25 protein-coding genes are annotated in these 25673 nt (G+C 39.8%); 16 read left to right on the forward strand and 9 right to left on the reverse strand.

The features are described 5' to 3' along the window. Window positions 1–213 precede the first annotated feature (213 nt). Complete coding sequence (locus MSBRW_RS02015) at window positions 214–1056, forward strand: TatD family hydrolase (RefSeq protein WP_011305653.1); 843 nt, start codon at window positions 214–216, stop codon at window positions 1054–1056. Window positions 1057–1422: 366 nt separating this feature from the next. Here MSBRW_RS02015 and MSBRW_RS02020 read toward each other — a convergent pair whose 3' ends face one another. Next, window positions 1423–1908 (reverse strand): multiprotein bridging factor aMBF1, encoded by a 486-nt coding sequence (locus MSBRW_RS02020; RefSeq protein ID WP_011305652.1) that lies wholly within the window; start codon window positions 1906–1908, stop codon window positions 1423–1425. Window positions 1909–1965: 57 nt separating this feature from the next. On the opposite strand from MSBRW_RS02020, the gene MSBRW_RS02025 reads away from it, so the two are divergent. The 13 genes from MSBRW_RS02025 (at window position 1966) to MSBRW_RS02090 (ending at window position 13882) form a co-directional block, all read left to right on the forward strand. Next, window positions 1966–3261 (forward strand): proteasome-activating nucleotidase, encoded by a 1296-nt coding sequence (locus MSBRW_RS02025; protein WP_011305651.1) that lies wholly within the window; start codon window positions 1966–1968, stop codon window positions 3259–3261. A gap of 187 nt (window positions 3262–3448) precedes the next feature. Then, a complete protein-coding gene (locus MSBRW_RS02030; RefSeq protein WP_011305650.1) occupies window positions 3449–4033 on the forward strand; it encodes an endonuclease dU in 585 nt (194 codons plus the stop codon). A gap of 365 nt (window positions 4034–4398) precedes the next feature. Further along, window positions 4399–5526 carry a cell division protein FtsZ gene (ftsZ, locus tag MSBRW_RS02035; protein ID WP_011305649.1) on the forward strand — a complete coding sequence of 376 codons (1128 nt, stop codon included), beginning with the start codon at window positions 4399–4401 and terminating at the stop codon, window positions 5524–5526. A 418-nt stretch (window positions 5527–5944) separates the two neighbouring features. Further along, window positions 5945–6160 carry a protein translocase SEC61 complex subunit gamma gene (locus tag MSBRW_RS02040; RefSeq protein WP_011305648.1) on the forward strand — a complete coding sequence of 72 codons (216 nt, stop codon included), beginning with the start codon at window positions 5945–5947 and terminating at the stop codon, window positions 6158–6160. Then, window positions 6157–6615, forward strand: coding sequence for a transcription elongation factor Spt5 (locus MSBRW_RS02045; protein ID WP_011305647.1), 459 nt, complete (start codon window positions 6157–6159; stop codon window positions 6613–6615). The genes MSBRW_RS02040 and MSBRW_RS02045 overlap by 4 nt, the downstream gene beginning before the upstream one ends. Window positions 6616–6733: 118 nt before the next feature. After that, window positions 6734–7219 (forward strand): 50S ribosomal protein L11, encoded by a 486-nt coding sequence (locus MSBRW_RS02050; protein ID WP_011305646.1) that lies wholly within the window; start codon window positions 6734–6736, stop codon window positions 7217–7219. A gap of 239 nt (window positions 7220–7458) precedes the next feature. Further along, entirely contained in the window at window positions 7459–8100 is a 642-nt protein-coding gene (locus MSBRW_RS02055) for a 50S ribosomal protein L1 (protein ID WP_011305645.1), read from the forward strand. Next, window positions 8101–9141: a 50S ribosomal protein L10 gene (locus MSBRW_RS02060; RefSeq protein ID WP_011305644.1), complete on the forward strand. Its 1041-nt coding sequence runs from the start codon at window positions 8101–8103 to the stop codon at window positions 9139–9141. It begins immediately after the preceding gene. Between the two features lie 36 nt (window positions 9142–9177). Next, entirely contained in the window at window positions 9178–9498 is a 321-nt protein-coding gene (gene rpl12p / locus MSBRW_RS02065; protein ID WP_011305643.1) for a 50S ribosomal protein P1, read from the forward strand. A gap of 705 nt (window positions 9499–10203) precedes the next feature. Further along, window positions 10204–10821, forward strand: coding sequence for a hypothetical protein (locus tag MSBRW_RS20710; protein ID WP_011305642.1), 618 nt, complete (start codon window positions 10204–10206; stop codon window positions 10819–10821). A gap of 255 nt (window positions 10822–11076) precedes the next feature. Continuing rightward, a complete protein-coding gene (locus MSBRW_RS02080) occupies window positions 11077–11706 on the forward strand; it encodes a hypothetical protein (protein WP_011305641.1) in 630 nt (209 codons plus the stop codon). 249 nt (window positions 11707–11955) lie between these two features. Continuing rightward, complete coding sequence (locus tag MSBRW_RS02085) at window positions 11956–12597, forward strand: hypothetical protein (protein WP_011305640.1); 642 nt, start codon at window positions 11956–11958, stop codon at window positions 12595–12597. Between the two features lie 292 nt (window positions 12598–12889). After that, window positions 12890–13882: a radical SAM protein gene (locus tag MSBRW_RS02090; RefSeq protein WP_011305639.1), complete on the forward strand. Its 993-nt coding sequence runs from the start codon at window positions 12890–12892 to the stop codon at window positions 13880–13882. Window positions 13883–14093: 211 nt separating this feature from the next. Here the strand turns inward: MSBRW_RS02090 and MSBRW_RS02095 are convergent, their stop codons facing one another. Next, entirely contained in the window at window positions 14094–15929 is a 1836-nt protein-coding gene (locus MSBRW_RS02095; RefSeq protein WP_011305638.1) for an SUMF1/EgtB/PvdO family nonheme iron enzyme, read from the reverse strand. Between the two features lie 95 nt (window positions 15930–16024). Then, window positions 16025–16684: a P-loop NTPase fold protein gene (locus MSBRW_RS02100; RefSeq protein WP_011305637.1), complete on the reverse strand. Its 660-nt coding sequence runs from the start codon at window positions 16682–16684 to the stop codon at window positions 16025–16027. A 370-nt stretch (window positions 16685–17054) separates the two neighbouring features. Between MSBRW_RS02100 and MSBRW_RS02105 the strand changes: the two genes are divergently transcribed. After that, window positions 17055–17243, forward strand: coding sequence for a YHS domain-containing protein (locus tag MSBRW_RS02105; protein ID WP_011305636.1), 189 nt, complete (start codon window positions 17055–17057; stop codon window positions 17241–17243). 134 nt (window positions 17244–17377) lie between these two features. Here MSBRW_RS02105 and MSBRW_RS02110 read toward each other — a convergent pair whose 3' ends face one another. After that, entirely contained in the window at window positions 17378–18883 is a 1506-nt protein-coding gene (locus MSBRW_RS02110; RefSeq protein ID WP_011305635.1) for a HEAT repeat domain-containing protein, read from the reverse strand. 306 nt (window positions 18884–19189) lie between these two features. After that, complete coding sequence (locus tag MSBRW_RS02115) at window positions 19190–19978, reverse strand: SAM hydrolase/SAM-dependent halogenase family protein (protein ID WP_011305634.1); 789 nt, start codon at window positions 19976–19978, stop codon at window positions 19190–19192. Window positions 19979–20097: 119 nt separating this feature from the next. Between MSBRW_RS02115 and MSBRW_RS02120 the strand changes: the two genes are divergently transcribed. Beyond that, the gene (locus MSBRW_RS02120; protein WP_011305633.1) at window positions 20098–20613 is read left to right on the forward strand and encodes a DUF1616 domain-containing protein; all 516 of its coding nucleotides are present in this window, start codon (window positions 20098–20100) and stop codon (window positions 20611–20613) included. Between the two features lie 573 nt (window positions 20614–21186). Here the strand turns inward: MSBRW_RS02120 and MSBRW_RS02130 are convergent. From MSBRW_RS02130 to MSBRW_RS02145, 4 genes are all read right to left on the reverse strand, one after another. Beyond that, entirely contained in the window at window positions 21187–22230 is a 1044-nt protein-coding gene (locus MSBRW_RS02130) for an ABC transporter permease (protein WP_011305632.1), read from the reverse strand. Then, entirely contained in the window at window positions 22220–23092 is an 873-nt protein-coding gene (locus MSBRW_RS02135) for an ABC transporter ATP-binding protein (RefSeq protein WP_011305631.1), read from the reverse strand. The genes MSBRW_RS02130 and MSBRW_RS02135 overlap by 11 nt, the downstream gene beginning before the upstream one ends. A 719-nt stretch (window positions 23093–23811) precedes the next feature. Further along, window positions 23812–24555, reverse strand: a complete 744-nt coding sequence (locus tag MSBRW_RS02140; protein ID WP_011305630.1) for an epoxyqueuosine reductase — start codon at window positions 24553–24555, stop codon at window positions 23812–23814. 51 nt (window positions 24556–24606) lie between these two features. Then, entirely contained in the window at window positions 24607–25083 is a 477-nt protein-coding gene (locus MSBRW_RS02145; protein WP_011305629.1) for a methylated-DNA--[protein]-cysteine S-methyltransferase, read from the reverse strand. Window positions 25084–25673 lie beyond the last annotated feature (590 nt).

A 25673-nucleotide genomic window follows, 5' to 3' on the forward strand; every position in this document is an offset into this window, starting at 1 on the left:
CAGCGTACTCAACGTAAGGCTATATATTTCAAGTTTTGGGTAATTAATAATATGCTGAGCAATCTCTAACATGCCGAGCAATCTCTAACGCGAAGTTGGACACTATATATAGATATACATAGATACTTGTGCACATTTCTAAAACTCGAATCCAGATTTTCAGAAAATGCAATTCCAAATTTACCCGGAACTTCATACCTTTGAGGGATGAAAATGCCTGCAAAAATACCTATTACCGATAATCACATGCATATCGACCCCAGAGCCAGAGGACTCGAAGCAGTAAAGGATTTCAAGAACTCTGGAGGAACTCATATAATTCTGGTCACCAAACCTAGCTGGTCGCTTGGAATAACAGTCACAAAACCTGAGGATTATATTAAAGTCTTTGACGAAACTATAGAAATAGCGTCAAAAATTCGGGAGATGGGGGTTGGAGCTTTTCCTGTACTGGGTGTACATCCGGCAGAAATCTCAAGGCTTACCGAGTATATGGAACTGCAGAAAGCTACAGAGATCATGAAGAAAGGGCTTGAGTTTGCCTCAAGATATGTTGAAAAGGGACTTGCTGTAGGGATTAAGTCAGGACGTCCCCATTACCCTGTGTCTGCGGATGTCTGGGCAGCTTCGAACGAAGTTATGGAGTATGCTTTTTCCCTGGGAAAAGAACAGGATTGTGCGGTTCAGCTTCATACTGAAAGTGTGGGAGAACCTGAACTTCAGGACATAGCAGAGAGGGCGAGAAAAACAGGAATTAAAATGTACAAAGTTGTCAAGCACTATGCTCCGCCTCTGGTAAAAACCTGTGAGGAACTTGGACTTTTTCCAGGAGTGATCTCAGTAAAAGGAGCAATTGAACACGCACTTGAGGAGGGTACACGTTTTATGATGGAAACCGATTACATTGACGACCCTGACAGACCAGGTGCAGTACTCGGCCCGAAAACAATTCCAAGAAGAACCAGAAAGTTGATGGAAATTTATGGAGAAGAACCTTTCTGGGTTATTCATAAAGAAAATCCTGAAAAGGTATATGAGATTGAAATTGAGATTTAAAGGCTTTTCGGAAAGTAGAAATCAAATAAGAAGAGGCAAATAAAGAAAGAAGAACGGGTTTAGAAGAATAACCTATAATAAATATTTAAAGAAATCTTAAAATACCTGAAACCGTAAAAAATCACATACTGTAAAATACCTGAAACCGTAAAAAATCACATACCGTAAAAAACCTGAAACCGTTAAAAAGCGCATAAAAAACAGAGGTGAAGAGGATTAAGAAAACGCCTTCACATTGAATCCTCTGTCGTTTCTGGAAGGAGTAAACTGCCAGAAACCAGGTATTGTTGCCGGAACAGAGCCGGCAGTTAAAATACTTTATCTTACTCTACTTTGAGATTTACTTCTCTTTATCCGCTTTGATATTTACTTTCTTTTTATTTTCACTATATCTCCGAGGGTCATATCTTTCTTTAGGTGAGAAACTTCCTGTCCCGACTCATCCACACGTTCTGTAAGTTTGATGTTAAGGGTGTGTTCGAGTTTCTTCCGGACAGAATCCTCTGGCACGATTTCGCTGCGTTCTATCTTTTTGATTAAAGATACTTTTTCTTTGATATTTTCAGCCAGGTCTTCCTGAGACCAGCCTTTTGCTTTTCTGGCGTCCCGGATAATCTGATCATAGTTGTCCAGGAGTTCGTCTTTCAAGATATCGAAAAAATCCTTTTTTGGCCTATTTCCAGTTCGTGTTACCGTTCGAACCACCGGAGAGACTTTTCTTGACACGGGAGTTCGTTTATCAACGGGTTTACCATAAGGAGCACATTTTTGGCAGACCTGGAGTTCGCTGTTATCAATTGTAATGCATATAGGCTTTCCGCGGATCTCTGCACCACATATTTCGCACTGCATATTGATCACTTCGAAAACGCTATATACGGTATGAACTTAAATATTATTCGGAGCTCCATGACGGAAAGTACCAAAAGTAAGGATGAAAGCATGCGCAGTCACCTTGGTAAGCCCGGACCTGTGTATGACGGAATCGAGCCTGGAGAGCTGGGGGAAGTAACTGAAAGCGTCCAGGACCGAATGAGGCAACTTGAAAGCCGAAACAGTTATCTGGAAGAGCAGTGCAGCCAGATTGAATCCGAAAAACGTTATCTAGAAAACCAAAAGATAAAGTACGAACGAGAGATACGAAAGCTGCAGTCTGAACTCGATCGGATGAAGACCTCTCCGCTCATTATTGGTACGGTCATTGATGTAATTAAGAATGATAGAATAATTGTCCGAAGCAGTAACGGACCTCAGTTTCTGGTTAATGTCTCACAATATATTGATGAGAAAAAACTGCTTCCAGGAGCAAAGGTTGCCCTGAACCAGCATACGCTTGCTATTGCCGAGGTTATTCCTTCTACGGAAGAACCTTTTGTTGCTGCAATGGAAGTCCTCGAAAGCGTAGAAGTGGACTATGACCAGATCGGCGGTCTCGATGAGCAAATACAGGAACTTCAGGAAGCTGTCGAACTTCCTCTCATTGAGCCGGAACGCTTTGCTCGGATAGGTATCGATCCTCCTAAGGGAGTTCTTCTTTATGGACTTCCGGGAACAGGTAAAACACTGCTTGCAAAAGCCGTGGCTCACAGAACCAATGCAACTTTTATCAGAGTTGTAGGCTCTGAGCTCGTGCAAAAGTACATTGGGGACGGTTCCAAACTCGTAAGAGAAATCTTCGAAATGGCCCGGAAAAAGGCCCCGAGTATTATTTTCATTGATGAGCTGGACTCAATTGCTGCAAGGCGTTTGAATGAAACTACTGGAGCAGACCGTGAGGTTCAGAGGACGCTTATGCAGCTGCTGGCAGAGATGGATGGCTTTGACAAAAGAAAAAATATCAGGATTATTGCAGCAACAAACCGTCCTGATGTCCTTGACCCGGCAATTCTCAGGCCAGGTCGATTTGACAGGCTTGTCCATGTCCCTATGCCCGGAGTAGAGGCCAGAGGAAAGATTCTCAAAATCCACTGTGGGAAAATGACTCTTGCAGGAGATATTGATTTTAAGAGGCTTGCAAAAGCTACCGAAGGAATGAGTGGAGCAGACCTGAAGGCAATCGCCACCGAAGCAGGTATGTTTGCGGTCAGGAAAAACAAAGAACTGATTGAAATGGAAGATTTCCTCGAAGCAGTGGATAAAGTCTCTATGGCTGCAGATACGCAGAAAATGATGCCTACAAGTCTCCCTGAAACTATGTTCGTGTAAAAAAGTTTCCGGTAACCCGAATAGAAAGCTCCTTGGGGGCTCATTTTTATCTCTGGCTTATTTTTACTTTAGCTTGAGATAAAGGGTTTTGCCGGAAAATTGAACATTTTCCTGGAAAGGACTTTTATTAGAAGGCCTGTAAGGAAACCGACAAACTATTTTTGTAATCCAGACATAAGAAGTACCTGTGAATATAGATTTTCATATCAAGCCCGAAATTCGAATTTTAGGTATAGACGATTCTGCGCTCCTCAATGAAAAAGTGATGATAGTCGGAGCTGTTTTTCGGGGAGGAGATTGGATTGACGGGGTCCTTCGTTCAGAAATCACAAAGGATGGGCTTGATGCTACTGAAGTTATCTGTAACATGATAAAGAAGAGTAAACATTACGACCAGATAAGAACGGTTATTCTCGATGGAATCACTTATGGAGGTTTTAATGTTGTCGATATACAGATGCTTTACAGGGAAACTGGAATTCCTGTCATTGTAGTTATGCGATCTTATCCTGACTTCGAGAAAATAAAATCTGCTCTTAAATACTTCCCCGATGGAGAGGAACGATGGACGATAATAAAGCGGGCCGGAAAAATAGAAAGAATTCCAGGTGAAAAGAGTCCTATTTATATCCAAAGAGCAGGCATAGGTGTGGAGACTGTTAAAAAGATTATCCGGCTTACCTCAATAAGAAGCAATATTCCTGAACCTTTAAGGGTTGCCCACCTGATTGCAACAGGTATTATCCTGGGAGAGTCCAGAGGGAAAGCGTAGTTGTTTTTAATGAAAGAGAAAGGTAAAAATACAGGGAAGGCTTCAGAAAATTAAAATAATAAAAAATAAACATTTTGGCCAAAGAAATTGAAGAAGACTCAGACTTATTAGAGAAGGTTCCGAATTATAGCAAATAAAACCGGATCATAATAACTGTGGGGAAAAGCCTGAGGCTAAATAGGAAGTAGAAGAGTTTAATTAAATTATTAAACAAATACATTATAGGTTTAAAGACTTGAACAGGAAAACTATTAAATTGGAAACTGTATATGTGATGGTTAAATACACATGTTCCCTCTAAAAATACATTTATTTTTTAATACCAGTCATTAAAATTACCTCATAGGATGGAGGAAAACAGTATCATGAGATCCATTGTGGAAGAAGCCCTTGCTCGATCTGCCCAGGAAGGACGTGCCGGGCAGAGTGAGTACTCAAATTTAGATTACTCTAACGTAGTAGACTCAGATGTAGATGCTGAACTCGAAGAGATCCTCAGAAGCCTTAAAACAACTATCAAAGTGATAGGATGCGGCGGCGGCGGCTCAAACAGCATCCAGCGCATGATGGGTGAAGGGATACAGGGAGCTGACCTTGTTGCCTTGAATACCGATGCCCAGCACCTTCTTCATATACGCTCCGGAAAAAAGATTCTTATCGGGAAAAAGAAAACCCGTGGGCTTGGAGCTGGCAGCCTCCCCCAGATCGGAGAAGATGCTGCAATCGAAAGCATTGACGAAATTAACAGCGTTGTCGAAGGCTCTGACATGGTCTTTATTACCGCAGGGCTTGGAGGAGGAACCGGCACAGGATCAGCACCTATAGTCGCTGAGGCTGCCAGAGACGCAGGAGCCCTTACGATTGCAGTTGTCACTTTGCCCTTCAGTGTAGAAGGCCATGTTCGCAGGACAAATGCAGAAGCCGGTCTTGAACGCCTTAGAGATGTCGCAGATACGGTAATTGTGGTTCCCAACGATAAGCTGATCGAAGTAGTTCCAAGGCTTCCGCTTCAGGCTGCCTTCAAGGTTTCAGACGAAGTTCTTATGAGAGCCGTAAAGGGTATCACTGAACTAATCACAAAACCAGGACTTGTAAACCTTGATTTTGCAGATATCCGAACTGTTATGCAGAACGGAGGCGTTGCAATGATAGGGCTTGGAGAGTCCGACGGAGAAAACAAAGCTGTTGAATCCGTACAGAAAGCTTTGCGCAGCCCGCTTCTTGATGTGGATATCTCAGGTGCAACCTCTGCTCTTGTTAATGTGGTTGGCGGCCCTGACATGACAATTTCAGAAGCTGAATCTGTGGTTCAGGAAGTTTACAACAGGATAGACGCAAACGCCCGCCTGATCTGGGGTGCACAGGTTGATCCTGATCTCGAACAAACTGTACGTACCATGATTGTGGTGACAGGAGTAACATCCGCCCAGATTTATGGTCATGGAAACGACAAGGATATTGCCTTTAAATATGGAATTGATTTTGTAGAGTGATCAAACCAGAGATAAAAGGGATTAAATCTTCGGTTGGAGAAAAAATACTGTTTTCCTCTCTTTAAAATAAAAATAAGGGATAGGAATAAAAACCAATCGAAAACTATTTTTATGGTAAATGCCGTATGGTGCCGATACAATTCGGTATCAAAAAATAAATATTTCTACTGACGCGATTAAAACTTTGGAACAAATGCAAGTTCAGCATCGGAATCTTTTGACGTTTTAAAAGCCGTGTCAGTGATATCTTCATATAATAGGAATTAATAATATAAACCGCCCGTTCCTTCCTTACTATAAATCCGGAAATTCTATATCTAAGAAAAGCGAATTTCGGGAATGGAAAACCCATAGGAAGAACTCTAGGCAATAAATTAAAGAAAGATAAATAGAATAAAGAAAACCTGGATGTGAACTGATGGTAGAATCCACGTTTGAACCGAAAATAACTGCAGAAAGCGTTGGTCAGGTAATCCGGGCACACCTGAGAGTCCTGAAACTTACTAGAAAACCGTCCAGGGAAGAGTTCTTGACCATTGCCAAAGTTGCAGGTGTTGGCATTCTGGCTGTGGGAGCAATAGGATTTATAATATATGTACTGTTGACAATGTTGCCCCAGTGGGTGGCTCAATGAGTGAGGATTCCCAGATATTTGTAATCAAAACTACGGCAAACCAAGAAAGATCGGTTGCAACAGCCCTTGCCAGAGTTTCGAAAAAGGAGAAACTGGATATAAGGGCAATTCTGGCTCCTGATGAGCTAAAAGGATATGTCCTGGTCGAGGCTCCTAAATCCGGAATTGTAGAACTGGCAATTCAGACTATTCCCCATGCAAGGGCTCTTGTGAAAGGGAGCTCTTCAATTGCTGAAATTGAGCATTTCCTTAAACCCAAACCAACAGTGACAGGGATCAAGGAAGGGGCTATAATTGAGGTCACTTCAGGACCCTTTAAAGGTGAGAAAGCCCGGGTTAAAAGAGTTGACGAAGGGCATGAGGAAATTACTGTGGAGCTGTTTGATGCTGTGGTTCCGATTCCCATCACGATTCGTGGCGATACTGTAAGAATTCTTAAAAAAGAGAACGAGTAAAGTCACAGATAGATGGGAAAATACCGAAAATTCCAGCTTATTAATTAAAATCACCAGTACTCAAAGTGGATCTAAATGGATCTACAACCATATACTTATTAAAACCGGTGAGACTCAGATGACAAGTATTGTTGAAGCACTTGTCCCCGGAGGAAAAGCAAATCCTGGACCACCTTTAGGTCCGGCGCTTGGTCCGCTCGGGGTCAACATAAAAGAAGTGGTCGAAAAGATCAACGAAAAAACCAGGGACTATAATGGCATGCAGGTTCCTGTAAAAGTAATTGTTGACGACAAGAAAAATGTCGAGATCGAAGTAGGCACTCCACCCACTGCATCCCTGATTATGAAAGAGTTAGGAATTCAAAAAGGGTCAGGAAATGCAGGAAGCGAAGTTGTTGGAAACATCAGTATTTCGCAGGTTGCAAAGATTGCCCGGATGAAAAAGGAAGACGTACTTTCCTATGATCTCAAGGCAACAATGAAAGAGGTAATGGGTACCTGTGTCCCTATGGGCGTGACAGTAGAGGGAGTTGAGGCTAGAGACAGCCAGAAGGCACTTGATCAGGGCAAGTTCGATGATTTGCTTGCTGGTGAGGAGTGGTAAACCTTCTCATCCCTTTATTACTTAATCCGGAATTTCGTCATCACCAATAGTTTTAAATTGGATAGCACTAATAGCTCAAGAATCTTGCATATCGTTGCAATATATAAAAAAGACATTATTAGTGGCTTATCGTTAAGAATGGCAGATATCCGGATTAATGGGGAAGCCCTAAGACTAACCGTAGTAAGCTGAAAAGGCTGCTTGGACATGTATGTTCAAACACTACGGGGAGGAACAAGATGGCAGAAAAAAGTATACTGGAAGCTGTCAAGAAAGTACTTGAAGAATCGCCAAAACGCAATTTCTCTGAAAGTGTAGATCTGGCAATTAACTTGAAGAATCTTGACATGAACCTACCAAAGAACAGAGTCGATGAAGAAGTAATTCTTCCTCACGGGCTTGGAAAAGAACTGAAGATCGGTGTTTTTGCAAAAGGTGATGTGGGCCTCAGAGCAAAGGCTGCCGGTGCTGCGTATGTTATTTCTGATGTTGAGCTCGATGAACTGGCGTCTGATAAAACCCGAGCCAGGACTCTTGCAAACGAATGTGACCTTTTTATTGCAGAAACCCAGTTTATGCCAACAATTGGTAAGAACCTGGGTATTGTTCTTGGACCTAGAGGGAAAATGCCTATCCCGCTTTTACCTAACAAAGATATAGGCGAACTTATCCAGAGCAAGCAAAATGCAATCAGATTGAGGTCAAAAGACAAGCTCACTTTCCATGTGCCTGTCGGCCGAAGGACTATGAGTCCCGATGATCTTGCCGAAAACGTTGAGATTATAGTGTCCAGGCTGGAGCGTGTCCTGGATAAAGGCAGGCACAACCTGAGAACAGTCTATGTCACGACAACTATGGGAAAATCCGAAAGGGTGGTGTAAATGGAAGAGGAGAAGCATCACACGGAGCACGTCCCAGAGTGGAAAAAGGATGAGATCGAGAATATAATGGAGCTCATTCAGTCCCATAAGGTCTTTGGAATGGTTGGGATCGAAGGCATTCTTGCAACCAAGATCCAGAAAATTCGTCGGGACCTTAAAGACGTTGCAGTGCTCAAGGTCTCAAGAAACTCCCTTACTGAGCGGGCCTTAAATCAGCTCGGAGAAAGTATTCCCGAGATGAATAAATACCTTGATAAGCAGACTGCTCTGGTATTTACTAACGAAAGTCCCTTCAAGCTTTACAAAGTGCTGGAACAAACAAAAACTCCTTCTCCAATTAAAGGAGGCGCAATAGCTCCTGCGGACATCATTGTTCAGAAGGGGCCCACCAGTTTCCCACCTGGTCCGATTCTCGGAGAACTCCAGAGTGCAGGAATTCCAGCTTCAATAGATGCAGGAAAAGTTGCAGTAAAGGAAACTAAGGTTGTTTGTAAAGCAGGTGAGGTAGTCTCGCAGAAGCTCGCAACCATGCTTACAAAGCTGGAGATATATCCTCTCATTGTAGGACTGGACTTAAGAGCCGTCTATGACAATGGAGCAATTTACGAGCCGGAACTCCTTGCAATTGATGAAAGCCAGTACTTCTCTGATATTACCAGAGCAGCTCAGAGCGCTTTCAACCTCGCTGTCAACACTGCATACCCGACAAGCGCAACAATCGGCACCCTGCTGGCAAAAGCCTTTGCAGAGTCAAAGAACCTTGGTGTCAATGCTGTCGTGTTTGATTCAGGAGTCATGGATGCTTTACTGGCAAAAGCTCATGTCCAGATGACATCCGTTGCATCTGAAGCCGCAGACAAAGATGCAAATGCCGTGGATGACCAACTGAGGGAAGTTCTCGGAGCGGCCGCAAGCGCAGCAGCCGCAGTAGCCAAGGAACCCGAGAAGAAAGAAGAAGTAAAGGAAGAAGAGGAAGAAGAGGAAGAAGAAGACCACTCCGAAGAAGATGGAATGGCTGGTCTCGGTTCCCTTTTCGGATAAATAAATTTACGATAATTAAAACTTAGGTGATTAATGATGGAATATATATATGCAGCTCTCTTATTGCACAACGCTGGTAAAACAATTACCGAAGACGCAATCACTGCCGTTCTCCAGGCAGCAGGTATCGAAGTTAACGAATCCAGGGTAAAGGCCCTTGTCGCAGCCCTTGAAGGCGTGGACATCGAAGAAGCAATTGCAAAGGCCGCATTCGCAGCTCCAGCAGCCGGCGCAGCAGCCCCTGAAGGCGCAGCAGCTCCTGCCGCAGAAGAAGCTCCTGCTGAAGAAGAGGAAGAAGAGGAAGACGACCACGCCGAAGAAGACGGAATGGCCGGCCTCGGTGCTCTCTTCGGATAAACGCAAATAAAACTTTAATACCTACAGCTCGCCATATGGCGAGCATTCTTTTTTCAATAAAAATTTTAGCAGTAGTTTAATAACGTAGGTAGAATTAGCTAATTTTACTGTAGAATTCTTTATCTTTTCTAGTCGATTCTCTGTTATAATATCCAATTTGTTTGGATTATAAAAACATAATCTGCTCAGGCTAAAAGCAATAATAGAGCTATTAGAGAGTCGATACCAAAACTCATATTATTACGAATCATTAAAATTTTTTGAGTCATTTTCTTAATCTAAAATAAGATTGACTCTCTGAAATCAAATATTCAAAAAAACTAATAAAGAGTTAATAAGGTATGCTTTTCAAAAGATTATAAGCTTAAATTTTGGAACTAACCCGTTATTTTTATTTATTGAATTGAACTTAGACAGTAGAAAAAAATTTATGTTTTGAAGTTAATACTGTCTCAAGTATATGTAAGATTTACGTATACTTTGGGAGATTTTTGAAATTAGTAATTTTTAACAGAAGATATGGGACCATCAGGGAGGAAGTAACCTCCAGCTTACAGTACACGTGCAAGGCCTCCAGAATGTGCACAACTGGCGGCTGAGAGTTGTAGATAGTGCAGCAGGAGACGAAGGATCAATAACCGAATTCTATGACCTGATAGGGTGAACAATTTTCACCCGATTTTTATATTTTATGGCGATGATTTAATGAGGATAAAAATTGCATTGGCGTTGATATCCACTGTCTTTCTGATGTTCTGGTTCCCATTTGTGGGTTATGTACTTCGCCCTTCCCCTGATTTTATAGAGTTACTGAGCATTATTTCTTTTTTAGGTTCCGTGCTTTTTTTGTTGGAAGCAAGAAAAGTACTGCCCAGATGGTATCTGTCAGTTCCGTTATGTATTTCTCTAGCTGTACTGGTTATTGTAAACTTTTTGATTATTTCTAGCGGCAAAGAATTTCTCAAAGACCCTATCAGCAGCGCAGAAAAGCTCATGATAGCATTTATGATGTTACTGCCCCTGTTCTCGGCACTTGTCTTCTTATCCTTGCTTAGGCATTCTGACTCAATAAACGCATACGCTTCAGTTTCATATGGAATAAATATTCTTTCGCTTGCAATTTCATGCGTGTTGAGTTTTATTACAATTCTTTTCCTCGGCGATATACTAAAGTATATGTCGGCTACTAGCGAGTCTTTAGTTTTTGTGGGAATTTATTGGCTTTTTGGGATGCCGATTATAGGAATATGTTTTTTACTTAGTGCAATAACGTACAGGAATCATGGAAACGTTTTAAATCCGGTAACTGTTGGGTCTACTTAAAATTAGTTATGTCAAAGGTTCAGTACTGTTAATTTCTCAGTTTGACCGCGTAAGTCCTGCTATAATTAAATCAACAAATGTGAATGTGAGTGCGACAGAACTAAAATTTGAAAACACTTATAGTGGAAAATCATCTTAAATTTCGTGCTTGCCTCATTAGCGTGGTCACTTTCCAACTTGAAAATTACTTTCAACCTATGTAGAGGAGTAAGAGGCTATGATTTTCACCACTTCATATTTTACGGTGATGATTTGATGAGGATAAAAATCGCACTGGCATTGATGTCTGCTATCTTTATGATGGTCTGGATTGCAATTTTATTAGGTTATATATTTCTTTCAAGTCCATTACAATTAATTCGTAGACCTATTTTAGTTATAGAGTTGCTGAGCATTATTTCGTTTTTGAGTTCCGTTCTTTTTTTAGTGGAAGCAAGAAAAGTACTACCCAGATGGTATCTGGCAGTCCCTTTATGTGTTTCTTTATTTGCACTGGTTTTCGTAAACTTTTGGATTTATTTTGATGTTGAAAAATTTCCTTTTGGTGACCCTACAAGCACTGCAGAAATATTTTGGATAATACTTACGGCTTTACTGTCTCCATTCTCTGGACTAGTCTTCCTGTCTTTGAATGAACATCCCGACTCGATGAACGTATACCTTGCAATTTCATGTGTAGCGAGTATTTTTTCGATGTTTTCCCTTTTCCTCATACTCCAGGAAATTTTAAAATGGTCTTCTTATGAGCCACTTCTTTTTTTTCCATATGTTTATTGGGTTATTGTGATGCCGATTATAGGAATATGTTTTTTAGTTAGAGCGATAACGTACAAAAATCCTGGAAACGTTTTAAGCCCGGTAACTGATGAGTCTACTCAAAATTAGTTATATCAAAGGTTCAGTACTGTTAATTTCTCAGTTTGACCGCGTAAGTCCTGCTATAATTAAATCAACAATTGTGAATGTGAGTGCGACAGAACTAAAATTTGAAAATACTTATGGTGGAAGATCATGCTTAAAACTCATGCTTATCTTATTAGTGTGGTCGCTCTCCAACAGGAAAATGATTTTCAACCTATGTAGAGGGTAAGAGGCTATGATTTTCACCACTTCATATTTTACGGTGATAATTTGATGAGGATAAAAATAGCGCTGGCATTGATGTCTGCTATCTTTATGTTTTACTGGGCCGCAGCCTTAATAATAAGTTGTATACTTTGGTCAATATCTGTCACAATACTTTCTTTCGGGGACTTGACAGAGTTATTGAGCATTATTTCATTTTTGGGTTCCGTTCTTTTTTTGGTGGAAGCAAGAAAAGTACTACCCAGATGGTATCTGGCAGTTCCGTTATGTATTTCTCTATTTGTACTGGTTATTGTAAATTTTTGGGTTATTTTTAGTGGTAGAGAACTTCTTAGTGACCACATCGGCATCGCAGAAACACTCGTGATGCTATTTATGGCGTTACTGTCCCCGTTCTCGGCACTGGTCTTCTTATCTATGGATAGACATCCTGACTCGATGAATGCATATCTTGCAGTTTCATCTGTAGCGAGTATGCTTTCGATGACTTTCCTTTTCTTTACGCTCAGTGGACTTTCACATGCACTTTCTGAAGGGTGGCCTACTTTTGATGCTGTTGTCGCTTTTCAGGCATTTTATTGGCTCTTTGTGATGCCGGTTATAGGAATATGTTTTTTAGTTAGAGCAATAACGTACAGGAATCCTGGAAACGTTTTAAGCCCGATAACTGATGAGTCTACTCAAAATTAGTTATGAGTAAATTAGCAGTTAACTCAATTTTTATTTATTTACAAAGAATTTTTCACACGATTTTTGGCAGATAACTTTAACTTAGCTTACTTTGATATCATATCTGATCACTCTCTAGGTATTAAGTGGTTTAAAGTGGTTTACAAATTATCCGCGAGCTTCGGTTCATAAGTCCGTAAGTTAGATAGAGTCGAAAAAATATGTTACAAACTAGCTCTCCAAAAAAAGGTTATAATAGAAAAGATAATGAATAATGCGCAGTCTTCTGTAAAAAAATAAATAAGAGATTTTTATGTCCCGATTTGACCCTATCCTGGCTTCAAGAGCACTCTGGCAGATCCGAGTACGAAAACGTCCTTTTGTCCTTTCCCACGGCGTAAATGCTCGCTGCAATATGCGCTGCAAGTTCTGTGAGTACTGGAAGAAAACTGGAGAAGATCCAACTAGAGAAGAGATTTTTAAATTATTGGACGATGCTAGAGAATTCGGAATCGGCGTCTACAATGCCTGGACCGTCGAACCTCTCCTTAGAAAGGATCTGCCTCAGATTATGGCACATGCCAAAGGAATCGGGATGATCACTTCCATGGTTACAAATGGAAAACTGCTTTACGAAAGGGCGGAAGAGCTGGTAGATGTAGACTACCTTTCAGTTTCAGTAGATGGAGTAGATAGTTATAAAGAAATTCGCAGGATGGATTTCGAAACTCTGCTGAGGGGTTTAAAAAAAGCTATCAAGGTCAGAAAACTTCAGAAAAAGAAGAATCCCATCCTGATGAATTGTGTACTCACAGGAAAAAACCTGGACGATATCGAGACTCTCATTTTGCTTGCAAAAAAGCTGGGAGTGAAAGTTTCCTTCGAACCTGTCCATGAGTTTCCCGGAATCAGTGAGGAGATCTGGAATGATATCGGAATTCGCGATAAGGAAAAATTCCACTGTACAGTTGACCACATAATCGAGCTTAAGAAGCAGGGCTACCCGATAATCAATTCCAAAACCTACCTCAAAATGGTCAGGGACGGAAAAATGGATTATAAATGCAGAGCTAGCGGGATTATTATAAATGTGACGCATGACGGCACTCTGGAGACCTGCCGCGTACATAACGAGCCTCTTGGAAACGTGATCTGGGACGGCTTTGAGAGCGTCTGGAAAAACTCGGAAGAACACAGAAAAGAAATTGTTAAAAATTGCAGTGGCTGCCTCTTTTTTGGATATACGGAAAACAGTTTGATGCAGAGTTTTAATCCTGAAGTTTTGATGCATTACGAGTGGATGTAACTCCCGAATTGCGATTCGGGAGCCCGCCATCCTTTTCGCTCACTTCGTTCGCTCAAGAGGGCTAAATTATGGGAAAGAGAAACGATTTTTAAAATTCAGAGCGCTCAACACCTCAAGCTCGGTGACTTTGCACGCTTCGAGCTTTTGGGCTTCACCCTATGGACTTCAAAAGTGCTTCAGCTAGTAACTCTAGTGGTAAAGTCGAAAGTAATTACAATTTCCTCAGAAGACGGAAACCAAAGCTGCTGTCATGGAGGGAGACATACCTGCCGCGTGCCGCTGACCTGCAGTCCCCAGCATCGCTTTTATATCCGCCACCCCGAAGAACATGGGAAGACACACTTTCATCTTTCCAAGCACTACCATCGGAAGGAGAATCTTCATAATTATCATGCCATTTGTCTTGGACCAATTCCCAAACATTACCGTGCATGTCGTAAATGTTCCAGTGATTTGGATTCTTCTGACCGACTGGATGAGTTTTGAAACCTGAATTTTTGTTGTACCACGCATATTCATTAAGTTTTGACTCTTCAGCACCAAAGGAATATCTTGTGGTAGTACCTGCACGGCACGCATATTCCCACTCGGCTTCAGAGGGTAAGATGTATTTGTCCGTGTCTTCTCGATCATTGAGTTTTTTGATAAATTCCTGAATATCCTCCCAAGAAACAGATTCTACAGGCAGATCATCACCTTTGAAATAGGAAGGGTTGTAGCCCATTACATCAATCCACTGTTTTTGAGTAACAGGATATTTACCAAGATCGAAAGGATCTTTGATTGTTACTTTATGGATCGGAGCTTCATCATTATATCCGCCTTTCTCGTAGGAAGGCGAGCCCATCATAAATTCTCCTGCTGGGATTCGAACAAACTCCATTTCATCTATACCAATCGATGAAAACCCGGATGTACTTTGTTCTGGATATACAATGACGGGTGAAACCTGCAATAACTTGCTGAGATCAAGGCCTGATAACGTGTATTCGGCTGCATTTTGCGAGAGATTACCTTCTTCTATGCAGCCGTACCTCAACAATTCGATCAGCCTTTTGTCCCGAACCCATTTCTCCAGATTTTTATCTTCATTTTCCGGCTTCAATGCATATTCCTGCAAGCGGGTAAGAAGCGCTCTGTTTGAATTCAGAGCAGAAATGATTGAGTTCCACTTTATGCTTATTGCCACGAATTTTGCAAGTTTTTTGCAGTTCCACATATTTTCAGGAGCACTGCCCTTATCATAGGAAAAGAGACCTATTCTTTTTCCTATAGTTCTCTGGAAACGAAACTGATTAATGAACTGTTTCATACGGCGGGGGTTTCTATCAAGAGCTGGAGCAATCATTTCTAGAATGTGATCCAGCTCCACTAATTTCTCATCACAGTCCATATCATTCGTGATCTTCCCCTCTATTTCCGGTTCATCATTTGCAGCATTTCTGAGAACATCTTCTCTATGTTTGCCACTTTCAGAACTTTCCGGCTGAGTGCTGTCTTTATCATGCTGTGAACTTAGGTGATTAACCTTAAATATACTGAAAAATTTCTTAAACTTTTTACTCAATGAATTATTATATAACCAGGAATTTTTCTTTTCAGGTTGAGGGCTCATAAATTTCTTGAAATCCTCAGTTTTTGGACTGGGAACTTTAAAAGGGAGCTGGATAAATTTTTCAATGTAATCATAACCGTATTCAAGTCCATTGACCTCCAAATGCCTAAGGATTTTTCCGTTTTTAGCTGCAAGTCCCGCAGAGATGACTTTGCGGTCTATACCTATGGAAAAATAAACATTTGCTTTATCCGAGAGCATGAGGTTTAGAGCTTGCATAAGTTCCGCAGCTTTTGGAACTTCACAACGGTCAAGGTCATCTACAAATACATAAACCCTTGAATTTCCAACATAGGATTTAAGTATCCTATCAAAATCAGAATGGAAGTGCTCTATGAAAGAGATATGCTCAGTGTAATTTGGACTGGATACAAATTTGCTGAAATCAAAAGGATTTCCGATGATATCTCTAATATCTTTCCAAATATACAAGGTTGAAAGAATAAAGCCGACTATTTGGGTGATTATAACTGTTGATTCATCTAGTGAAATTATGTTTGGAATAGAATAAAGGACAAAAAGAAAAGCTAAAAAAAGAGTATTTTTAAACAAAATGAACTTTTACCTTTCCATTCAAGTCTTAGATATCTTAATTTAAATTGTGCCCACAGTCTTCGCCAATAGGAAAGCTGTTCTGACAGTTGCTCCATAAAAATAAGTGCAAAGGCAGCCCATAACTCATCTTCTTTCTCATATCTCCAGCAGTTAAACCATACTGTAAAATATTTTCTTCTTTTGATTTTTGAAGGAATATATATCAGAATTGATCTTATTTTATTTCCGAAGGAATATGGATCAAAATGTTCATCTTGGTTATTTAGCTCATTCCCATTATTTTGTGAAAATTTTTCCTCAATGGAAGAAAAAAGGGTTTCTAGTTTAGAAATAAGAGGTTTTAATTCAGGAAGACCTGCTTTTTTCTTATTTAAAAATAGATACTTTATGAATTCTCTGATAGATATATCGCATATATTTCCCTTCTCAATTTCCTTTTTCAATTGCTTCATGAAAGAAGATTTACCACATCCCCATTGCCCCTCAATAGAAAGAGTAATTGGAGCTAAAGTGCCCTCGGCGGTAAGAAATTCTGCGATAGCTTCGACATAAGGACGGAACCCAAGTACATCTTTCTCCGTTGAAACATCATTTAAGCATTCGAACGAAGATTCTGATTTATCGCCTGACAAAAGGATTTAGCTCCATACGTAGTTTAATTTCATAACATGGAGCAAATCTCGTGGAAGATGAGCTTTCGAATACCATATTATGAAGAACAACAGAGTTTTTTAATTGTTTATTGAAAAGAAATATAAATATTTGTTGAAATTTCCAAAAAATATAAAGGAAACGTATGAGACGTCCCTGGAAGCGGGGAGAGTATAAGGAACGCTACCAAAAATAATTATATAAAAATTGCTAAATATTATAGTAATAATCAGTTATTTGAATTTATTTGCAGCAACTTGTGAAAAGCGTAGTGGGGAAGGGGAGAAGAGCTACCGGTATTTCGGCTTTGAAAGAATAATATGATATAATCGGACTAATGGAGGAAAAATTATGCAAATGAAAGGGAGTGGAACACGGCTTGATCCTGTGTGTGATATGAATGTTACGGAGAGGGATGTTACATACAAAAGTGACTACAAAGGAAGAACTTATTATTTTTGTTCATTTGAATGCATGAAGAAATTCCAGGATAACCCGGAAAAGTACATCAGCATCCATGGCAAGGAAGCTAAGGTATAATGGATTTTCTTTAATGGATTTTTGGCTCTTCGTCATTCCCTGTGGATAAGATAATTTTCAATTCGAGACCGCATTGGTTTTATGAAGACATTACGAGGATATCCACACAAAACAACGAAGAGCCGGATTTTCTTTTACCTTGTGTTCTGCTTATCCAGCAACCTTAAAGCTTCAGCCGTAGCCCATCTGACTTCAGGGTCATGATCGTTTAAGTTTTTGACAAGAGGGGCTGTTGCTTTTTTATCGCCTATTTTTGCGAGGGCTTCTGCGGCGTACCGCCGGACCCAGGGGTTGCTGTCGTCTAGAGTTTTTAGAAGTGCATCAACTGCTTTTCGGCTTCCTATATTCCCAAGGGCATAGACTGCAGTGATTCGGAGTTCGGAATCTTCTTCGGTCAGCATTCCCAGAAGAGCATCTGTTGCTTTTTCAGCTCTGAGAGTTCCCAGAGAATATGCAGCAGCATTTCTTACTTCAGGATTCGTATCACCAAGGCATTCGAGAAGTGGGTCTATTGACTCTGGATCTTCCAGTTTACCAAGGGATTCAGCTGTACACTTTCGAAGTTCGGGGTCCTTATCTCTTAGTTTGTAAATAAGGGCTCCTGTGGCTTTTTTACTTTTAAGTCCAGCAGCTTTTTTGCTGCCTGAGTTTCCTAGAGCCAGTATTATCTGTTTCTGTAATTCCGGAGAGCTCTTATCCAGTTTTGCGATAAGGGCTTCTTCAGCCTTGTCACCACCGAGGATTCCCAGGGAACGGGCTGCAGTTAACCTGACTTCGGGAACTTTGTCGTCCAGGCTTTTAATTAAAGGTTCAATTGCCCGTTTGTCTTTAAGGTTTCCAAGGGATTCTATAGCACATGCTCGGAATACAGGGTCTTTATCTACAGCCAGCCTTTTAATTAGCGGTTCTGTTGCATTTTCGGTTCTTATCCGACCGAGGTTTCTGGCTGCAGTTATTCTTACTCTGGAATTCTTGTCCTCAAGGAGCCCAATAAGTGCCTTTTCTACTTCAGGACCTCTTGACTGGCCCAGGGCTTCGGCTGCAATTGCCCGGACTTCAGAATTTTCATCATCAAGGGCTTTGATGCAGAACTGTCTATCTTTTTCGTTTTGTTTTAGTGGGCTTACGGGGTTTCCTTCCTGTCCTCTAAGAAGATCCGAGATATATACTAGTTTTTCAGATGAGGTTTTTAAGCCTGAAACGTTGCTTAGCAAGTTTATGGAAGTGTAAACGATGGCTATAAGGGATAAAACCATTGAAATAAGAGAGGAAACTAACAGAACTTTCATTTTGGCTTCGGAAAACGAGCCAAAGCTAAAAATAATTAGTATAAGTCCGTTAAAATAGATTGTCCCTGCTGCCGTATAAGATACTATCTTCAGGGGCGGTTTTATCCGGTTGGCAATCGAGTTAGTACTTTCCCTGTTGCTTTGCAGGGAGAGTATAAAAATAGCAATAAACACGGCATACAATGCGGCTACTGATTGCATTACTGTTGACGGAAGCCAGAAAGTTCCCCCAGAGCTTGTCGCAGAATTATCTGCATTTCCATTTCCTGAGAGGGTAAATAAGCTCAAAATAACCAGAGCAAATAAAAAGAAAACTTCAAGCTTGTAAGTTTTCAAGGTAGTCAGTTTCATTCTAAACAGACTGCCTGTGCCGGATAGTTATATAAAAATTCCGCTGAATCGAGTTTCTGGTTGACTTTTGAGAAAGAAAAACAATTAAGCTTTATTAGAGCTGACCCCAAAACTCAAAATTGCTTCTCTGAATATCATGTTCTGGATTATCAATAGAGTTTCTGATCCTGAAAACTAATTCAGAAACTCTTACTGATACGTGAATAAAATTGGTTTTGGGATGAGCTCTGATCTAAAATGATTTGGAACTATAGCCTGCTTTTATACAGCTATTCTTTATACAGTCATTCTCTATGCAGCCACTCTTTATACGATCTTTATTGCGACCTGATCCCCGCTTTTAAGTCCGAACTGAAGCGCAGCATTTCCTTTGTTTACGGCAATTTCCAGGAAGCCGTGACTGCCTATAAGGGCAAGGGGCTTTTTTTGCCCTACAAAACCATAGGTCTGAACAAAGGGGACCCTTCTGCTGTTTATTTCTATCTGCGAGCCAAAGTTAGAGAATTTTAAAACTACTTCTTCGGGAATATTGGTGATAACATTTCCGAAGTTGTCTGCAAAAATAACCTCGCCTACAAGGAAGGACCCGTCAATTCCGAAATTTTCGAAATCAAGGCTAACAAAATCCGAGATTTCAGGGCCGACTGCCTCGATATGTGTGCCTTTTGAAAGGTAAGCTCCTGCAGGCGCAAAAATATCCCTGCCATGGAAAGTTGCAGAAATTCCTGATTTAAGCATAATTTCAGGATTTGTGATCTCGTATACTTCAATTTCGCCAAGGTGGCGAGCTGCAGGGATCAGTAGGCCATTGTCAGGACCGACAAAAAATTGTTCTTCTCCTTTAGGACCGGCTTTTATGGCAAGAGCACGACGGGAAGTCCCTACCCCAGGGTCGACAACACCGATATGTACGGTTCCCTGCGGGAAATATCGAACAAGGGAATAGAGCGTAAAAGCTCCTTCTCGGATTCCGGCCTGCCGGATGGAATGGGTTATGTCGATAATCTGTGCTGCCGGGTTTATTCTCAAAATCACGGCTTTCATGGCTGCGGGATAGAGGTCTCCGAAATCGGTAGTCAAGGAAATTAAAGGCATAATTATCACTCGGTTTTTTTCTTTTTATAATATACAGGTCTGGAAAATTATATTAATATGTGAGAATGTAATGGTCAAAAATAAAAATTTTTAGGAAATTTAGAGACGAAGTGAGACGGATGATGTATATACAGAAACTAGTCATACTGATTCTAATAAGCCTTGCTCTTCTTGCATCGGGCTGCGAGGGAATAATGAACGCCAAACAGAGTTCCGAATTCTTACAGGAGCCGTCTACCGAATTTTATATTTTGGGGCCTGACGGAACGGCTAAAAACTATCCTACTAACTATGTACTCGGAGAGAATGGAACCGTGATTGTGGGAATTATAAACCATGAGCAAAAGCCCGTAAACTATACAATGGAAGTCAAACTCGAAGATACGCTTCTACCTTTACCGTCTGACTGGCAAAATATATGCATCGAAAACAACGAGACCCTGAAGAAAGCAGTCACTATAAATCCTCCTTTCGAGGGAACAAACATGGACCTTCAGTTTTTGCTCTACAATAACGATAAAAAGGAAATGTTAGAAGATAATATCAGTTTGCCTTACAGAAATCTTAACCTACGGATAAACGTAACAACGCAGAATCTTTCGAAGAATACTTCAACTCCAATAACGGCGGTATAAGCAACCGAGTTGAAATTCGGCAATGAATCATGTTCATCTCATAAACTGAAATTATAAAATCATGCAGTCCTGTGAAAAGTAAAAAAGAATTTTCTCTGTTTCAGCTAGATCTGAGTGGACAGTGTCATGTTACATATTTTTCCTTTTGGCGGGCTGATGATTCAGGGAAAAGCTTTCACATTTTTCTGAAGCAGCCTGAAACTTTTTTCTTTATCAAATTTTTTTATCAAATTTCTTCCTCAAATTTCTTCCTCAAATTTCTTCCTCAAATTTCTTCCTCAAATTTCTTTATCAAATTGGGCAGCTTTCATACTGATTATGCATTTCTCCTTTTTTATAGTGGATAGTTCTTCAGCATGGGGGAAATAAAAAGAAATTTTGCCCAGATAATAAAATTTCAGTATTAGTCTGTATATTTGATTATCTACTTTTATTTGGTTATCTAATATGTTTTTAAATTCAGTATACTCTTCTCCAGTATCCTGTTTTTATGATTTTATATTGATGTATATTCTAAAAATCGGCATCTCTATCATAAATCCAAAAACTTTCTGCGAAAATATGGTCGAAAGTTCATATATATCTCTTCTTCTTGAGAACGCGAAATGTCAGCATATATACAAGAATATTAAATATAAGAAGGATTCCAACTTCAGGATAAAGGTCAGAGATTCCGGAGTTATTCAACATAGCACTTTTTATGCCGTAAAACACGTAGGTGCTTGGTACAAGATGAGCGATATACTCAATCTCTTGAGATAAATCGGCTAGCAGAGCAAGTAAAATCAGAGGTGCCATGAAAATTGTGGAAAGCAGAGATGCTGAAGAGTAGTTATCAGCGTAACTGGCAATTAGAAGCCCAAGGCCTGTGAATACTGCAGAGCCGAGAATTATAAAAACAGCGGTCGATAGGAAGTTTCCGACGAAACCCTTATTTATAATAATTATAACCAGAGATATCAGTATTGTCAGGAATAGTCCGAAAAACGATTTGCCATAAATCACATCTTTTTCCGAAGCTGGTGACACAAGTATTGCATCAAGGGTTTTTTTCTCTTTCTCTGTAGTCAGCGTATTTGGTAAAACCATCATTCCAACAAATACTACAGTAAACATAATCCATATAGGAATGTTAAATCTGGACTGTAAGTCTTCAGGGAGCGTATTTAAGATAACATTCACTGGATATTTCTGTCCTGCAAAGTCCATGATGATATCTTTATAAGTTTGCAAAAATGCAACTGATTTTGCCTCATAAGGGTTGACAATGATATTCAGGGACGGGTCTAGTCCATTTTTTATGTCGGCACTGAAGCCTTCCGGCACAAGCATAACGGCTGCAACTTTTTGATTATAAAGTAACTCTTCGGATTTACCAGTCGAGTCTGCAATAATTACGTCATAGTTATCTCTCGAACTTAGATATTCAATAAAATCTGCACTGGAACCTTCATCATAAACTGCAATGGGTACTATGGTATTATCAGTCAATGAAACCGTAGAGTTAAAGAGAACTGACAAAAAGATCGGAGTGAGTAGTATTATCAATAAATTTTTGCTTTTTACCGATGATATTAAGTCCTTTCTAAAGATAGCCAGTACAACATTAAGATTCATCAGTCAATTTCTCCCCGGTTAATTTTATGAAAACATCTTCAATTGTAGCTTCTTTTGAATGTACAAGGGATATCTGATTATTTTCAGAGAGTTTCTCAAAAATGTCGCTACTGGCTTTTGTATTCAGCGGCGATTCGTAAATATCTCCTTTTACAGTCTTGATCATCAAAACATCTTTACCATACTTTTTTTTCAGATTTCCAGGTGTGTCCATAGCTATTATAGAGCCTTTATGTATGATAGCCAAATAGTCACATAGAAAATCTGCTTCCTCCATATTATGTGTCGTTATAAGGATTGTTTTGCCCTGTTCCTTAAGACCAAGAATCATCTGCCTTATTTCCCTTGCTGAACGTGGGTCCAATCCGCTTCCGGGCTCATCCAGAAATAAAACCTCAGGATCATTGAGCAGGGCCCGAGAAATCATTATCTTTTGTTTCATGCCTTTTGAAAAAGTCTTTACTTTGTTTTTCTGATACCTTTCCATTCCTACGATCTTCAGAACTTCATTTATTCTTTCCTTCGGAGAATTGTATAACTGGCGGAAAAAGTTGAGATTTTCATAAACCGATAATTCTTCGTACAGGTTTTGAGACTCAAAAACAACGCCGATTTTCTTTTTTATCTCTACTGCATCCAATACGGTGTTTAATCCTCCAATGTATGCAGTACCAGAGGTCGGAGGAAATTGACAGGTAAGGAGCTTAATAGTAGTGGATTTCCCTGCTCCGTTTGGGCCCAGAAGCCCAAATATAGTTCCTTTTTTGATACTGAACGAAATACTCTTCACAGCCTCGAAATCATCATATTTTTTAGATAGATTCTCAGTAACTATCTCTTTATCCACGGTATCACCAGTCATTTCAGTATTTGCATACTTATCCTTTGTTTCCCATCGACATATTTATCATCGCGATTAAATTTCTTAACATGTGGATAAATTATTTCGAAATCTCATAAGATTTAGGATCTGAAACATTAAACCTTGTATAAAATCTCTAAATTGGCTTACGTTGCAACCAAGTATAAACTAACTGTATTCTTTTGGCAAATAATATAATATTTTATAAACGTTGTTGATATTAAATCTTTTCTTATTTGTGATATATTGTATTACTAAAAAGAATATCTAAACCACTGCTTAATTAATATCAAAATGTGACAAAAGGTACAGGCTAATATCAAAAAATATTGGAATGATAATAAAAGTGAATAGAAAATGAGGAAAAGATTAGGGAAAATGAAGAATGAGTAATAAGCAAAAAACCGAACACGATAACAAACGGTACCATATTACAGGGAAAAGAAGGAGTTGTATCGGTTTCGGAAGGATAATTCTTATGGAGTTATGATGAAGGAACGAATACTGTCACAAAAATTAAACTACCTAAAAAACCGCTTATAAATTAAAGTGATTATATCGGTGATTATATCGAGATAAGACATATAAAGCTTTTAAATCGAAAAAAAAGGAGTTTGATTATTATTAGTGGTAATTGTCGGACAGCCTGTAAAGAATGGTGATGAAGTGAACCCTCTTCGCTCCCGATGTAATAAATAAAAAAGAAGATAAGAAATGCTTCAACGAGACCTGAGAGCACAGGGTCCGGTTGCACATTTTCCGCAGGCAAACTGATCAAGTTCGGGAAAAGTCCTGGCGTTTTCCTGAAGATACCTGTAACATTTTTCTTTATCAAGCCCTCTTACACTGAGGGCTCCAGCCGGGCACTTGTCCACACAGACAAGACATCTCTCTCCTTTTTTATAGCGGCAGAACTCTTCTTTCGGGCGTGGAGTAGGAGGAATTTCGGCAGAAATCAGCAAAGTCCCGAAACGGCCTGCACACCCGGCTTTCGTAATCAGCATCTGGTTGACTCCAAAAGTGCCCAGGCCCGCAGCATAAGCAGCACTTTTATGAGACCAGGCAACGTCAAAACCTTTACTCTTATAATCAAAAACAGTTCCGGGCACAACTGACTGTATATTCTCTTCTGCTAGCTTAGCCTTTAGTTTTTCGTTGATTTTCCCTATGAGACCGTCGGTTTCACTTTTGGCCTGAATCCATTCTTTTATAGGATCAGGAGACTGCCAGTTCAGATTCACAAGTTTTTTTTCAAATGGCAGAAAGAAGGAAACAACAGTTTTTGCTTCGGGGAAAATCTCTTTAGGATGCAGGTGGTGAGGACCAATGATTTTCTTCATGTCATCAAAAATTGGGTCACTCGCTGAAGCATAGCCTACTAGAGGTTTACGATATCTAGTCTCAGTGCCTGGACTTGCAACGGTTTCTTTGATAATGCTTTCAATCTTTTTTTTAAGCTCCATAATGATTTCTCCTGCGAATTACAGAGAATTTAGATAATCTTTGTGTTATTCTTATCTCAAATTGTTTTCCTCAAGTTTCAATAAAAATTCCTTTATATCCAGCCCACTTGCATAACCTGTAAGTTTTCCATCTGAGCCTATGACCCTGTGGCAGGGGATAATTATCGCAATTGGATTTCGGTTATTTGCAAGCCCCACAGCTCTATAAGCTCTGGGCTTTCCGATAGATACAGCTATCTCTTTATAAGTTCGGGTTTCCCCATAGGGAATTTCGCATAGAGCTTTCCAAACGGACTTTTGAAAATCCGTTCCCTCTGGAGCCAGTTTAAGGTCAAAAGATTCTAGTTTCCCGGAAAAATAAGCTTCAAGCTGCCTTGCAGCCTCCCTGAAAAACTTTTTATTTTCTATCCAGTCAGCAGGGATTTCTATTCTTTTCTTGCCTTTCAAGAAATCAAGATGTTTCAGTCCTTTTTCATTCCCTGCCAGAAGAATGGGACCGATTGGAGATTCGATTATATCGTAATACATGTTGTTCGTTTCCAGAAACGTTGTTGCAAATAATTGTATCGCTTCTGATAGAAAATCTTTATTCAACGGCTAAAATAAGAAAGTTCACTAAACAGGGTAAGTTTTAACAGGTGAGAAATAACTGGAGAAATGCCCTATACAAAAAGAAATTGAAGATTAAGGACACTTAAGTAACCTTAAACTCATGCGTTTTATCTAAAATGTTTAAATGTTTTTTATTTGAATTCTTAAAAGCGTGTTACCTGAAATGTTTAAATGTTTTTTACCTGAAGTATTAAAGCGTGTTACCTGAAGTATTCGGATTCATTTGTTTCTACATTCACGTGTCCAAATAAATCGAGATGTATTCCGGCTTTTTGCGGCAGAATCAGACTCATTTGCACTCTTTTCCAGTTCATTTAGCAACAGATCCAAACAGATTTTTAAGATGATAATCTAAAAAGTTATCGTTAAACTGCCAAAACGGCGAAAACAAGGACTGCATACTACATTAAAAATGTTGAATTTAACAGAGTATAGAAATTTACTGGAAAAGATAGGAAAGAAAAAAGAGTTCAGTGAGAATAAAAACATGAACCTCATTTTAAAAA

Origin of the sequence: Methanosarcina barkeri str. Wiesmoor (assembly GCF_000969985.1) — an archaeon.
Classification (GTDB): domain Archaea; phylum Halobacteriota; class Methanosarcinia; order Methanosarcinales; family Methanosarcinaceae; genus Methanosarcina; species Methanosarcina barkeri_B.